The organism is Psychrobacillus sp. FSL K6-1267, assembly GCF_038003265.1.
GTDB classification, from domain to species: Bacteria; Bacillota; Bacilli; order Bacillales_A; family Planococcaceae; genus Psychrobacillus; species Psychrobacillus faecigallinarum.
In genome coordinates, this window is record NZ_JBBOOR010000001.1 from 1884835 (window position 1) to 1898513 (window position 13679).

Consider the following 13679-nt stretch of genomic DNA (forward strand, 5'->3'; position numbering starts at 1 on the left):
AACTTTTATACATAATATTATTAATACGATAACAATAGTATATCAAAAATTATAAAAATTCTAATTAGTCAAATTTCTGTAGACTGAATCATTACTTTGTTTTACAATGTAATTGTATTAAAGAAATGTTAATTTTGGAATAAGTTGCTATTAAAAAGAGAGGATAGTACGCTTTAAGATTTCAAAATTTTCAAACATTATAAGGGGGTATATTTTTTATGAAAAAATCAAAATTTGCTTCATTGTTCCTTGCCTCATCCCTTTTAATAGGGGTTTTGACAGGATGCTCTAGTGAAGGCGGTCAGGGTGACGGTGGGGATACAGTGAAAATTGGTATTAACTTGGAACTTTCTGGTGGCACAGCATCTTATGGCCAATCTGAAGACAAGGCTATTGACTTGGCTGTGGATGAAATTAATGAAGACGGTGGAATTGATGGTAAGAAAATTGAACTTGTAAAAGTCGACAATAAATCAGATGCAGGTGAAGCAACCAATGGAGCTATTAAGCTAATTACCAAAGATAAGGTAGTAGCAATCATAGGCGCAGCAACTAGTGGTAACTCTGTAGCACAAGTAGAAGTTGCCGGGAAAAACAAGGTGCCGCTAATCTCACCATCAGGAACTAGCACTACTGTAACAGTAAATGATGATGGGAAAGTTAATGAATATGCTTTCCGCACAGCATTCATTGATCCCTTCCAAGGAACTGTGGCAGCAAACTTTGCTGCCAATGAATTAAAGGTTAAAAATGTTGCAATTTACGCGGACAACGGAAGTGATTATGCGAAAGGCTTAGCAGCATCCTTTAAAAAGGATTTTGAAGCGGCTGGCGGTAAAATTGTAGCGGAGGAATTTTACGCAGCAAAAGATTCTGACTACCGATCTACCTTAACCAGTATCAAATCTAGTAACCCAGATTTCATTTTTATTCCTGGATATTATGAAGAAGTTGGTCTAATCGTTAAGCAAGCTCGTGAAATGGGAATTACGGTTCCGTTAATGGGTGCTGACGGATGGGATTCACCAACAATCGTTGATTTAGCTGGGGCTGATGCTTTAAATAACACGTTTATCATTACTGCTTACTCTTCAGAAGACCCAGATGGAAAAGCAAAATCATTCTCAGATAAGTTTAATGAAAAGTACGGTGAAGCTCCTAACTCGTTCCATGCTCTAGGCTATGACACTGTTTACTTATTAAAGGATGCAATTGAAAGAGCAGACTCAACCGATGGTGAAAAAATTAAAGAAGCATTAGAAGCAACTGATAATCTGGATTTAGTAACGGGACTATACTCCATGGATGAAAATCATCACCCAGTGAAATCAGCAACAATTATTGAGTTTGTAGATGGAAAACAAGTCTTTAATACAAAGGTAAATCCTTAAAATATTGTTACTAATAATGGAGGGATTCATTCCCTCCTTTTCTGTTACTTTATGAAAGTGGGTTTAGACTTGTACAGTACTAACATATAAGGGAGTGGAACTACATGGAATGGATTCAGCAGTTGATTAATGGTATTTCACTCGGAAGTATATATGCCTTAATCGCCCTTGGATATACGATGGTATATGGAATTATCAAGTTAATAAATTTTGCGCATGGTGACGTGTTCATGGTAGGTTCTTTTATTGGTTTTTATTCTATTACAGTATTTGGATTAGGTTTTTTCCCAGCACTTATTATTTCAATGACAGCTTGTGCACTATTTGGTGTGATTATAGAAAGAATTGCCTACAAACGACTAAGAAACGCTACGCGTATAGCTGCGCTTATTACTGCTATAGGGGTTTCCTTATTAATCGAGTATGGAGTGATTTATATTAGGGGCGCTCAATCTGAAGCGTATCCAGACTTCTTTAAGAAAACCTTTGAACTTTATGGTGTTCAAATAAGCATGCAATCAATTTTAATCCTCTCTGTTTCTGTTGTGTTAATGATTATTCTACAATTTATTGTACATAAAACTAAAACAGGGAAGGCAATGAGAGCTGTTTCTCATGATACAGAGGCAGCAAAATTAATGGGCATCAACGTAGACAACACAATCTCTGCAACTTTTGCTATTGGTTCAGCTTTAGCAGGTGCTGCTGGAGTTATTTTCGGAGTGTATTATACAAAGATTGATCCACTAATGGGAGTTATTCCAGGAGTAAAAGCATTTATTGCAGCGGTTCTAGGAGGTATTGGAATCATTCCAGGAGCAATGGTAGGGGGACTTCTTTTAGGAGTGATTGAATCTGTTGTCAGTGCAGTAGGATTTTCTTTGTGGAGAGATGCTGCAGCATTTGTCATTCTAATATTAATACTCATCTTTAGACCATCAGGTATTTTCGGCAAAAATGCACGAGAGAAAGTGTAGGTGTATTAAATGAAGAAAACTTCTAAACAATTTTGGCTATTTATTGCTTTGGGAATAGTTGTATATGCCGTTATACAGTTTCTTATTATGAATGGAATGTTAGATCAATACTATAGCAATACGATTATACTCATATCAATTAATATTATTTTAGCTGTAAGCCTCCATCTGATTATTGGTATTACAGGGCAGTTTTCTATAGGTCATGCTGGATTCTTGGCTGTTGGTGCCTATATATCTGCTATTGTAACGATGAAGCTGGGACTGCCATTCTTTTTAGCGATTATTGTAGGGGGAATTGTTGCAGCATTGGCCGGTTTAGTGGTAGGTATTCCTAGTCTACGGCTAAAGGGAGATTATTTAGCGATAGCCACTCTTGGCTTTGCTGAAATCATTCGTATTATTTTTTTGAATATCGACTATGTCGGTGGGGCTTCAGGCATGCAGGTTGAGCATATGACAACATGGACCTATACATTTATTTGTTTAGCCATAACAATTATAGTTATAGTTAACTTCACCAATTCACGCCATGGTATAGCTTCTATCTCTGTAAGAGAGAATGAAGTTGCAGCTGATGCTATGGGGATTAATACTACGTATTACAAGGTAGCAGCATTTGCTATTGGCTCCTTTTTTGCTGGAGTGGCAGGGGCGCTATACTCTCATAATTTTTATATTATACAACCAAGTCAATTTGGATTTTTAAAATCATTTGATATATTAATCCTCGTTGTTTTAGGAGGGTTGGGCAGCCTATCAGGAGCTGTTTTATCAGCAATTCTTTTGACGGTTGTATCAACTTACTTGCAAGGTTATCCTGAAACGCGAATGATTATTTATAGTCTAGTATTGATCATCGTTATGTTATATAGACCTAAAGGTTTGATGGGAACTATGGAAATTACGGATTACTTTAAAAGCTGGAGAGCACCGAAAGGGGGCAGTCAATATGGTAAATAAGCCTTTACTAGAGGTTCTAAACGTAGGGATACAGTTTGGTGGTCTAAAAGCTGTCCAAAATTTAAATATAGTTTTAAAACAAGGTGAACTTGTAGGATTAATCGGACCTAACGGAGCTGGTAAGACAACGAGCTTTAATCTGTTGACTGGCGTTTATGCACCTACAACAGGTGATATTGTGTTTAATGGAGAGCGTATCAATGGATTGCCCCCGTTCAAGGTAACTAGAAAAGGGATCAGCAGAACCTTTCAAAATATTCGTCTGTTTAATGAATTGACTGTCTTAGAAAATGTTAAAGTTGCTTATCATTCTTTAGCAACACATTCGATGATTAGCTCAATTTTAAGACTTCCTTCTCATTTTAAAGGTGAGCAAGAGATGGAAGAAAAATCAATCGAATTTCTGAAGATTTTTAAATTAGATAAGTATAAAGATGAGCTTGCAAAAAACCTTCCTTATGGTCAACAGAGAAGACTTGAGGTTGCTAGAGCATTGGCGGCAGGTCCAAAGCTGCTTTTATTAGATGAGCCAGCAGCAGGTATGAATCCTCAAGAAACTAAGGATCTAATGGACTTAATAGGATTTATCCGAGAAAAATTTGACCTGACCATTTTATTGATTGAACATGATATGAATTTGGTGATGGGTGTCTGTGAGAGGATATATGTGTTAGATCATGGACAGCTTTTAGCAGAAGGAACTCCAAAGGAAATAAGAAACCATCCTAAAGTTATTGAAGCTTATTTAGGAGAGGAGGTTCCGGGCATCCATGCTTAAAGTAGAAAATATAGATGTATTTTATGGAAATATACAGGCGCTACATAATGTAACGATTGAAGTGAATGAAGGCGAAATAGTTACGTTAATAGGGGCAAATGGAGCAGGGAAAAGCACATTGCTTAAAACCTTATCAGGATTGTTAAAGCCAAAGAAAGGGAAAATAGAGTTTTTAGGTAAATCAATTTCCGGGAAAGCAGCTCAAACTATAGTGAAATCTGGTATTTCTCATGTACCTGAGGGTCGAAGAGTTTTTTCCAATCTTACTGTGGAGGAGAATCTAGAGCTAGGAGCATTTCTACGTAAAGACAAAGCTGGAATTTCTTCGGATTTAAACAAAGTTTACGAAACGTTCCCTAGGCTATTAGAAAGGAAAAAACAACTTTCTGGTACGTTGTCTGGTGGTGAGCAGCAAATGCTTGCTATCGGTCGAGCAATCATGGCAAAGCCTAAACTTGTCTTATTAGATGAACCTTCCATGGGTTTAGCGCCGCTTATGGTGCAAACAATATTCAAAGTTATAGAAGAAATAAATAATGATGGAGCAACTGTCCTGCTTGTTGAACAAAATGCCCATATGGCTCTCTCTGTAGCTAACAGAGGCTATGTAATTGAAACAGGGAAAGTAGTACTTTCTGGTCCATCAGCTGCGCTTCAATCAAGTGAAGAAGTTAAGCTCGCATATTTAGGTGGATAATTGGGTAATGAATTTTATTTATTAAAATTAAGGATTTAATTAAAACAAAATATTAATTAATCAGAAATAATTACAATCGATTAAGAGGATATGAATGACAATTGTCATTTGGTATCCTCTTTTTGTTTTTTTTAATGAATCTTTCTCTTAAATTATAATTTTATAGCAAAACTACCAATTTACTATAGTTTTTACTATACTAATAGTGCTATAATCAGAAAATGTGATATTAATATTGTATAATTTTGGAGGAAGTATGATAAAAACGTTACGTTTTTGGATTTTAACATTAATTTCGTTTACTATAATTGGCATACTTACTAGTTCTCTTTTTTCGAGCTATTTAGTGACTAAAAACAGCCTAATTGAGAACTCATTAGAGCATAATCAAGTCTATTCAAAAAAGCTTGCTCAAATGTCTGAGGAGCTATTTGCCTCTATGCAATTGAATTTAGAGGGAAGAAAAGCAGATATAATAAAGTTACTGGATCAGCCAGAGGAGTTAACAGTAGTTCTTGACCAGCTAATTGTCACAAGCAGAAATTTTAATTCAGTTTCTGTTATAGACAAAAATGGTCTAGCTATAGCGACTTCACCTAACGTTGGGATTGCCGGTAATATTATTGAATCAGAAGGTGTTAGGGAAGCGTTAGATAAAAAAGAGAATATTATTACAAAACCATATATGGCGTCGACTGGGAGATTATTAATCCTTGTATCTACTCCGCTTTTTAATGAACAAACTGAATACTTAGGCATGCTTAACGGAACGATATATTTGGAAGAGGATAATTTTATAAGAAATATATTGGCCGAGCATTACTCCAAGGATGGATCCTATGTTTATGTAGTAGACCATTCAGGTACACTTATTTATCATCCTGATGAAGAACGAATAGGCGAAGTTGTAAAAAGTAATGAAGTAGTGGAGAAACTTATAAAGGGTAATAGTGGTTCTAGCTTAACTGAGAACACGAAAGGTGATCTTTACTTAGCTGGTTACTCTTTTATAGAAGCAAGTAACTGGGGAGTTGTTTCACAGACTCCATATCAGTCTAGCTTGGAGCCTCTAATTGGGATTATCTTGAAGATATTTTTATATGCACTTCCTTTTGTTGCTTTGTTTTTAGTAGTAGCTTTTATTATTTCTAATAAGCTCGCATTTCCTTTGCAGAAGCTGGCTATGTATACTATGAATAAGGAATTTAATAAGAAAGAGTTAAGAATTCCTACATGGTATTTTGAAGCGAAACAGCTGACCGAAACGGTGGAAGAATATCGCAGGCATCAGGAGGAAACAGTAGCAGACTTTAAAATGCAATCCTTAACAGATCCCTTGACAGGTCTAAAGAATAGAAGGTTCGCTGAATATTTATATAGTAATCTAAAAGAGGAAAAACAATATTTTTCCATGTTAATGGTAGATATTGATTTCTTTAAAAAAGTTAATGACGAATTTGGGCATAACTCGGGTGATGAAGTCCTTCAGTTTTTAGCTTCTCGAATGAATCTCGTTGCCAGTGATAATGACTTTTGCATCCGTTTAGGTGGAGAGGAATTTGCAATCGTTTTCCCAAATACTCATTTAGATGAGGCCTACAGACTCGCAGAAATACTGAGAAAAGACATCGAAACAACTTTGCCACCTACAAGAAAGCTCATCACAATTTCTGCAGGTGTAGGAGAATACGTAGATTTCAATGAGCCAATTACTTCATTTATAGAACGAATTGATCGCGCGCTTTATAAAGCGAAGTCAAATGGACGAAATAATACTATGAAATCAAACTGATCAATAGAAAAATAAAGAATCATGAGAATTTAAGTAGTCTCATGCCATGCAAAAGTGAAATTGAGACTTCCATTTCACTTTTTTATTTTATTTTGAAAATGCAGGGATGGCTACTCCCGTACCTACTTCTGTTGTGACTGCTAGCGGAGAAGAACTGCTATAAAGTAGATAAAAAAACCTGAAAATTTTACGAATGGTAAAATTTCTAGGTTTTTTTAAATTCTAAGATGGATTTTGTTCTAGCCTCTTTTATTGATTGTTTGTTTTTTTAATGAGGTAAAATATTGCCTCAACAATCATTCCTAATACTAATCCAAATGCAGTGAAGATAAAGAGAGAAAGAATTCCGAGTAGGTCTCCATTACCTCCGGTATTAATGATAAAAGAGCGGAAAAGATCAATGAAACCTATTGCTAACCCAAACGTAAATAAATAAAATGCTTTATGAAGATTGTAAAAAAGCATAGCTCCTGCTATGACTCCAGTTACAATTGAAAAAGCTGCAAATGCAATAAAGTTCATAACAACTAGATCTTGACCTAACACGTATCTTACTCCAAGAATGAGTAGAAAAAGAGAAGCAACGATGATAAAACCAGCAATTTTTCCGTAATTTTTAAGCAATCTAAACGCCTACCTTCTCTTCAATAATATAGGAAATCAATGAAATTTCCAATACATCCATTTGAAAGGTTTGATGAAAATTATGACTGAACACATTTTTCACTTGAAAGCAAATTGGCCAGGGAATAGAAATGACGTTGGAGATATTAGTTCTGGAAATTTACAAACTAATATTTCTATACCAAAAGAGATGGATGGACCTGGTGTAGGAACTAATCCAGATGAAATGCTCCTGGGAGCTGCTGCTACCTGCTATATCATCACACTAGCAGCGATGATGGAACGGAGTAAAATAGAAAAAGAAAGTTTAGAAATGCAGTCCACTGCGATTGTTGATGTTACGAAAGGTGTATTCACATATAAAAAAATTATTCATCGACCAAGTATCTTACTTAAAAATGCAAAAGACATAGCTAAGACAGAAAAGCTAGCCATCAAGGCAGAGGAAAACTGTATGATTAGTAAGGCTTTGCGAGGAAATGTAGATATAGAATTAGAATTTTCCGTAAATATTGTTAATTAGTTATTTATTTCCTAATTGCTTTAATGTATATTCTAATCAGGTAATACTAGGGAAGGGTGAATGCAGTGGAATGGATTATAATACCGGCGCTTATTTTTTTAGTTCCAGTTATTAAGTCTGTAACTGATCATTTAGAAGAAAAAGCACGCATAAAAGCTGGAGCAGTTAAAGATGCCTTAGAGTTAGAAAAGCTTAGACAAGAAAATTTTATTATGGAAACAGAAAAGATGAGAATCGAACTTGAAACAATGAGATTACAGTCTCCACCATCAAATATAGATTTTACTTTAACTAAAAAAGAATTCTAGCTTTCTAGGAAAGGTGCTTTTTTATGATTAAACGAGCTGAAACAAAAGATGCTCTCGATGTGGCAACTCTAGCTTCACTATTATGGCCAGGGCATAATAAAGAAGAATTTCTAGAAGAAATGGAACAACTAATTACGAGCGGTGACGCCGTTGTTTTTCTTGCCTATGAACCATCAGGAGGTCCAATTGGATTTGCACAGTGCCAAATACGAAAAGACTATGTGGAGGGGACAAGTACAACACCTGTAGGCTATTTAGAAGGACTTTTTGTACTGGAGGAATTCAGGAATACAGGTATTGCAAGGCAGCTGGTCGAAAAATGCGAACAGTGGTCGATTACAAAAGGCTGTGAAGAATTTGCTAGTGACTGCGAACTGGACAATGAAGAAAGCTTAGCAGTTCATTTAAAATTAGGGTTTAATGAGGTTAATCGTATTATTGCTTTTGCTAAAAAGCTGAAGTAACACACTTGCTCCAACGCAAAGTGAGTTTACATTAAATAATAAAAGGGTGTCCATTAAGTAATTGGACGCCCTCATTATTATTCTAAAACTTTTTATAATACGTATACATACACGCATATGAAGTGGGAAAAAGTGCCTAGCAATATAAAAATGTGAAATATTTCGTGGAAACCTAGCTTTTTAATAAAAGGAAGATTAGGCTTTAGCCCATAAATTATACCACCTATAGTGTAGAATATGCCTCCTGCAATTAAATATAGTAGACCTTGAGTACCTAGACTTTCTGAAAGGGCAGGAGCAAGGAAAATAATTATCCATCCCATTCCTATGTAAAGTGCCGTAGAAACCCATCTTGGACATTCAAACCAAACCATCTTAAATAATATTCCTGAGATAGCTAAAAGAGTTATCAAACTAAACAATACATAACCTGTAGAACCTTTTAATGTTATAAGACAAAATGGAGCATATGTACCAGCAATCAGTAGATAAATCATAGAATGGTCTAACCGACGTAAATACTGGATAACACGATCTTTAGCTAAAACTGCGTGGTAAGTAGCAGAAGCCATATACAGTAAAATCATACTAACACCAAAAATAGAAAGTGCCGTTAATGTAAGATTAGTAGTATTTTGTGAGATTCCCTTCATAATCATGAGAGTGAGCCCTATTAAACCTAAAACAGCTCCCAATAGGTGTGATAATGAATTGAATGGCTCTCTTATATAATTTTTTAGCACGAAGTAAATACCTCCATCTCATTAAGTAGTTTTAATAACTACATATAATGATATAACTATAATTATTAGTAGTCAAGGTTTACCTTTAATGAGTTTTAAGTTACTATATTTTTAAAGTATTACGAGGGGGTTTATTTATGAATGATATAAATAGCTTGATCGAACGTTTGGCGTTGGATACCGCGATTAAAGAAGATGACATACCAGAAATAGACTTATATATGGACCAGGTTATACAGCTTTTTGATGCAAAATATGGGTCCACCATTAGAAATGCTGAAGATAAGGTATTAACAAAAACAATGATAAACAATTACGCGAAGGGCAAGCTTTTCGTTCCAATTAAAAATAAAAAATACTCTAAGCAGCATATTATGTTGATTAATCTCATTTATCATTTAAAAGGATCCCTATCTATAAATGATGTGAAAGAAACGTTATCCCCTTTAAAAGAAATAATGAACTCAAGGGACTTCACTTTAAATGATTTTTATGATAACTTTATTTCCCTTCAGCAAAATAATAAACTTGTCTTTAAAGAAGAAATTCAAGTATTGGATAAGGAAACAAAAAAAATAGAGGGTGAGGAAGAAATGCAAAAGCTATTGTTAATCTCCTCTTTAGCGAACATGAGCAATCTCTATAGAAGGGCAGCAGAATTGCTCGTTGATGAGCTTATTCCAAAAGAAAAGGAGAAAAAATAATGAAAACTCTTTGGACAAATGGAAGTATTTTTACAATGCAATCAGAAGATTCTATGGTAGAAGCGGTATTAATCGAAGAAGGTAAAATTATTCAAAGAGGAAGTAAAGAAGAGCTTCTTCCTCATGCGGACAAGATTATTTCCCTTGAAGGTGCAGCCATGTATCCTGGTTTTGTGGATAGTCATATTCATTTAATTGGACATGGGGAGAAGCTGTCTTATCTCGACCTTTCTTCCTTTACATCTATAGAGAAAATAATGGCTGAAGTATGTAAAAAAGTCACTCCTGGTCAATGGTACATAACAGAGGGATGGAACGATAATCAGTTAATAGATGGAAGATTCCTCAATAAGAATGATTTAGATGTAATTCAAGAAAGTCCGATCGTTTTAAAGAGAATATGCCGCCATGTCCTTGTGGCGAATTCTAGGGCCATGGAGATAGCAGGAATAACGGAAGATACACCTAGTCCAATAGGTGGGAGGATAGGGAAGGATGAAGACGGTAGATTAAACGGGCTTTTTTTTGATGAGGCTCAGCAGCTGATAACGTCCTACATACCCCCAGTCACCTCAGAATATTTAGCAAAAGTAATTCGTTTAAGTATTGAGGACTTACATAAGAAAGGGTTCACAGGTGTCCACACGGAAGATATGTCATATTACGGTCCATACGAAATACCCTTAAAAGCATATCGCGAAGTAGTGGAAGATCAATTTAAAGTTCATCTATTAAGACATCATTTAGTATTCGAACAAATGCAAGAAGAGATGTCCAATGAATTTCTAGAATTTGGTGCGATGAAAATTTTTGTAGATGGTTCATTAGGTGGTCGTACTGCATTATTGTCTGAAGATTACTCGGATAAAAGTGGCACAAGTGGAGTTGCAGTTCATACAGAAGAAAAACTTGGACAGTTAGTCCAAATTGCGCGAGCTCATAATGAATGTATTGCTGTTCATGTAATAGGAGATAAGGCGACTGAGCTGATATTAGATAAAATTGAAAAATACCCTGCTCCTAAGGGAAAAAAAGATAGGCTCATTCACGTAAATGTTCTTCGAGCTGATTTAATAGAAAGAATGCACAAGTTACCTATTGTTTTAGATATTCAGCCAATATTTGTTCCATCTGATTTTCCTTGGGTAAAAGAACGACTTGGAGAGGAAAGAATGGAATGGGCCTACGCTTGGAAGTCATTGTTGAGAGCTGGTTTTGAATGCTCAGGAGGATCAGATTCACCAGTAGAGAGTGCAGATCCATTTGTGGCGATAGATGCAGCTGTTAATAATAGATGGAATCCTAGTCAGTCAATATCCATATTTCAAGCTTTATCCCTATATACTACTGGTAGTGCAAAAGCGATTGGGAAAGAATTTCAGAGAGGGAAAATTGCTCAAGGGTTTGATGCTGATTTTACTATCCTAAATGAACCACTTAACGTAGATAATATCCAACAGGTGTTTGTTAGCCAAACAGTAGTGAATGGAAAAATTGTTTACGAAAGAAAAATATGAAACTAAAACCCTAAGTATTCGTATATATAATAAGATAAAGGAGGTTATATTTAATGGATAATAAAGGACTTAAGGTATTATTGCATGCGAGCACTTGGTTCGCTCCATTTTTAGTACCATTCGTATTATATTTAGTTGTAGATGACCATGAAGTGAAGAAGCTCTCTGTGCAGGCAGTTCTTTTTCAGTTAGTGATGTCAGTTCTGCTTTTTATATCGTTTCTTTTAATATTTATCATAATAGGTATCCCATTAGTAATAATTTTTGCTATAATGGCTTTTGTTGTCCCAATTATAGGTATAATTAAAGCAATCAATGGTGAAGCATTTAATTACCCTATAGTGGGATCATGGATTAAATAAGGGTTGTAATGTAAAAGGGGACTAAGTATGACTACTAGAATTGGTATTGATGCAGGTGGAACTTTAACGAAAATAGCTTATTGGGATAGAGAAAATAAGATGTCCTTTAAAAGCTTTCTTTCCTCAGATTTTCAAGGAGTAAGAGAGTGGATAGAAAACAAGCATTCGTCAAGTGCTATCTGCCTCACTGGTGGTCGAGCAGAGCAATTAAAAAAATGCCTATTATCTAAACAGGACCTTCCTTATATGGTTGAGTTTGATGCGACAATGAATGGCGTGATGTATCAGATGAAACAGGAAGTTATTAGCAGTAGCTCGGCAATCATAGCAAATATTGGTACAGGTACTTCAATACATATTATGCATGACAAAACACATTCACGTATAGCAGGTTCTGGAATTGGTGGAGGTACATTATTAGGCCTTGGAATGGCATTAACAGGCCTAACAAATTATAAAGAAATGATTGCGCTTTCCAAAGACGGGAAGAGATCTACGATAGATGTATTAGTAAGTGACATTTATAAGGATAACAAACTTCCTATAACTGGTTCACTTACAGCTAGTAACTTTGGTGGCGTTACATTAAAGCCAGAGCAAGCTCGGTCTCGTGCCGATTTACTAGCAGGTATTCAAGGCATAATTGGCGAAGTTGTCGCTACATTATGCATACAAGCAGCAGAAGCCCACGGAGTGAAAGATATAATATATATAGGCTCAACATTAGAAGAAAATAGTTTACTTCAAGAAATAATAGAGTCTTATACAATTTTAAAAAATAAAAATCCAATCTTTTTAGAAAAACATGGTTATAGTGGAGCAATTGGTGCATTATTGGAAAACAATTAAAAAAAGATTATGTATATTTGTTGCATTATTAAAAATGCCATGTTATATTTAAAGAGGATTATTTTTGTTCGGTTAGTTAGTAGGTGGCAACACTTTTACTTAACAGTGTTGAGCAAGGATAGTAACACAATGTATGCACAATTTGCATACGAGGAGGATACACACATGGAACAAGGTAAAGTAAAATGGTTTAACTCAGAAAAAGGATTCGGATTTATCGAACGCGAAGGCGGAGACGATGTATTCGTACATTTCTCAGCTATCCAAAGCGAAGGTTTCAAATCTCTTGACGAAGGTCAAGAAGTAACTTTTGAAATCGAGCAAGGCCAACGTGGTCTTCAAGCTACTAACGTAGTTAAAGCTTAATTTTAAACCTAAACTTTAACAGGCTCTCATTTCGAGGGTCTGTTTTTTTGTGTTATCATATATAGAAAGGTTAACATATTGATATGCAGGGGAGTAGTTTAGATGAAAAAATGGAAAAAAGAGATAGTTATTAATGCACCAATCGAATTTGTATGGCCTTATTTTTACGGGGACTTAGAGAAAAAGAAAGTAATTTTTCCAAAGATAATTGATGAAGAGATAATAAAAGAAACTGAGGAAGTTGTTGGAACAGTAATAAGACAGTCGTATAAAAATGGATCACTTGACGAATATTATAATCTCACCTTAAAAAAGTATATAAATGAGCCTAATCATAAGCTGGTCCAAGAAACATTTATTTTAAACAATCTTTTTAAAATGAAGGTAGATTATGAACTACATCAGGTGGATGAACAGAATACGAAGTTTACTTATGTATCCATTAATCGCCCAAGAAATCCTTTGTTAAGCTTGTTTCAACTTTTTGGTAAAGATGACGTTATTGTTCGATTCATGGATCGTACTAAAAATAGTATCGAAAATGACTATAACTTAGATAAAGAGGAACCGCAAGACGAGATTGATACTGTTGAGGGCTATGCAGAGAAAGCAGAATAAGGC

Annotated in this window: 17 protein-coding genes; 15 read left to right on the forward strand and 2 right to left on the reverse strand. The window is 35.2% G+C overall.

Annotated elements, in window-relative coordinates:
* Positions 1–218 precede the first annotated feature (218 nt).
* From MHB55_RS09390 to MHB55_RS09415, 6 genes are all read left to right on the forward strand, one after another.
* On the forward strand, positions 219–1391 hold the full coding sequence (locus tag MHB55_RS09390) for an ABC transporter substrate-binding protein (RefSeq protein WP_144536729.1): 1173 nt from the start codon (positions 219–221) through the stop codon (positions 1389–1391).
* A gap of 104 nt (positions 1392–1495) precedes the next feature.
* A complete protein-coding gene (locus MHB55_RS09395) occupies positions 1496–2368 on the forward strand; it encodes a branched-chain amino acid ABC transporter permease (RefSeq protein ID WP_144536727.1) in 873 nt (290 codons plus the stop codon).
* Between the two features lie 9 nt (positions 2369–2377).
* On the forward strand, positions 2378–3331 hold the full coding sequence (locus MHB55_RS09400; protein WP_144536725.1) for a branched-chain amino acid ABC transporter permease: 954 nt from the start codon (positions 2378–2380) through the stop codon (positions 3329–3331).
* Positions 3321–4109 (forward strand): ABC transporter ATP-binding protein, encoded by a 789-nt coding sequence (locus MHB55_RS09405; protein WP_340863082.1) that lies wholly within the window; start codon positions 3321–3323, stop codon positions 4107–4109. The genes MHB55_RS09400 and MHB55_RS09405 overlap by 11 nt, the downstream gene beginning before the upstream one ends.
* On the forward strand, positions 4102–4806 hold the full coding sequence (locus MHB55_RS09410) for an ABC transporter ATP-binding protein (protein ID WP_144536720.1): 705 nt from the start codon (positions 4102–4104) through the stop codon (positions 4804–4806). Before MHB55_RS09405 ends, MHB55_RS09410 begins: the two co-directional genes overlap by 8 nt.
* 256 nt (positions 4807–5062) lie before the next feature.
* Positions 5063–6598, forward strand: coding sequence for a sensor domain-containing diguanylate cyclase (locus MHB55_RS09415; RefSeq protein WP_340863083.1), 1536 nt, complete (start codon positions 5063–5065; stop codon positions 6596–6598).
* A gap of 249 nt (positions 6599–6847) precedes the next feature.
* On the opposite strand, the gene MHB55_RS09420 is transcribed toward MHB55_RS09415, so the two are convergent.
* Positions 6848–7222, reverse strand: a complete 375-nt coding sequence (locus MHB55_RS09420) for a hypothetical protein (RefSeq protein ID WP_144536716.1) — start codon at positions 7220–7222, stop codon at positions 6848–6850.
* A gap of 82 nt (positions 7223–7304) precedes the next feature.
* Here MHB55_RS09420 and MHB55_RS09425 point away from each other — a divergent pair, with 82 nt between their 5' ends.
* From MHB55_RS09425 to aac(6'), 3 genes are all read left to right on the forward strand, one after another.
* Positions 7305–7745 (forward strand): OsmC family protein, encoded by a 441-nt coding sequence (locus tag MHB55_RS09425; protein ID WP_151110052.1) that lies wholly within the window; start codon positions 7305–7307, stop codon positions 7743–7745.
* Between the two features lie 65 nt (positions 7746–7810).
* Positions 7811–8053, forward strand: a complete 243-nt coding sequence (locus MHB55_RS09430) for a hypothetical protein (protein ID WP_154310896.1) — start codon at positions 7811–7813, stop codon at positions 8051–8053.
* Between the two features lie 23 nt (positions 8054–8076).
* On the forward strand, positions 8077–8517 hold the full coding sequence (gene aac(6'), locus MHB55_RS09435) for an aminoglycoside 6'-N-acetyltransferase (protein WP_151110048.1): 441 nt from the start codon (positions 8077–8079) through the stop codon (positions 8515–8517).
* A gap of 92 nt (positions 8518–8609) precedes the next feature.
* Here aac(6') and trhA read toward each other — a convergent pair whose 3' ends face one another.
* Positions 8610–9260 carry a PAQR family membrane homeostasis protein TrhA gene (gene trhA / locus MHB55_RS09440; protein ID WP_144536710.1) on the reverse strand — a complete coding sequence of 217 codons (651 nt, stop codon included), beginning with the start codon at positions 9258–9260 and terminating at the stop codon, positions 8610–8612.
* Between the two features lie 137 nt (positions 9261–9397).
* Here trhA and MHB55_RS09445 point away from each other — a divergent pair, with 137 nt between their 5' ends.
* The 6 genes from MHB55_RS09445 (at position 9398) to MHB55_RS09470 (ending at position 13676) form a co-directional block, all read left to right on the forward strand.
* The gene (locus MHB55_RS09445; RefSeq protein ID WP_340863084.1) at positions 9398–9964 is read left to right on the forward strand and encodes a DUF1836 domain-containing protein; all 567 of its coding nucleotides are present in this window, start codon (positions 9398–9400) and stop codon (positions 9962–9964) included.
* Positions 9964–11481, forward strand: coding sequence for an amidohydrolase (locus MHB55_RS09450; protein WP_340863085.1), 1518 nt, complete (start codon positions 9964–9966; stop codon positions 11479–11481). The genes MHB55_RS09445 and MHB55_RS09450 overlap by 1 nt, the downstream gene beginning before the upstream one ends.
* Positions 11482–11534: 53 nt before the next feature.
* On the forward strand, positions 11535–11843 hold the full coding sequence (locus MHB55_RS09455; protein ID WP_144536704.1) for a DUF4870 domain-containing protein: 309 nt from the start codon (positions 11535–11537) through the stop codon (positions 11841–11843).
* 27 nt (positions 11844–11870) lie between these two features.
* Positions 11871–12692 (forward strand): type II pantothenate kinase, encoded by an 822-nt coding sequence (gene coaW / locus MHB55_RS09460; RefSeq protein ID WP_340863086.1) that lies wholly within the window; start codon positions 11871–11873, stop codon positions 12690–12692.
* 165 nt (positions 12693–12857) lie between these two features.
* Positions 12858–13058: a cold-shock protein gene (locus tag MHB55_RS09465; protein WP_053589685.1), complete on the forward strand. Its 201-nt coding sequence runs from the start codon at positions 12858–12860 to the stop codon at positions 13056–13058.
* Positions 13059–13160: 102 nt separating this feature from the next.
* Entirely contained in the window at positions 13161–13676 is a 516-nt protein-coding gene (locus tag MHB55_RS09470) for an SRPBCC family protein (RefSeq protein WP_144536700.1), read from the forward strand.
* Positions 13677–13679: the final 3 nt, after the last annotated feature.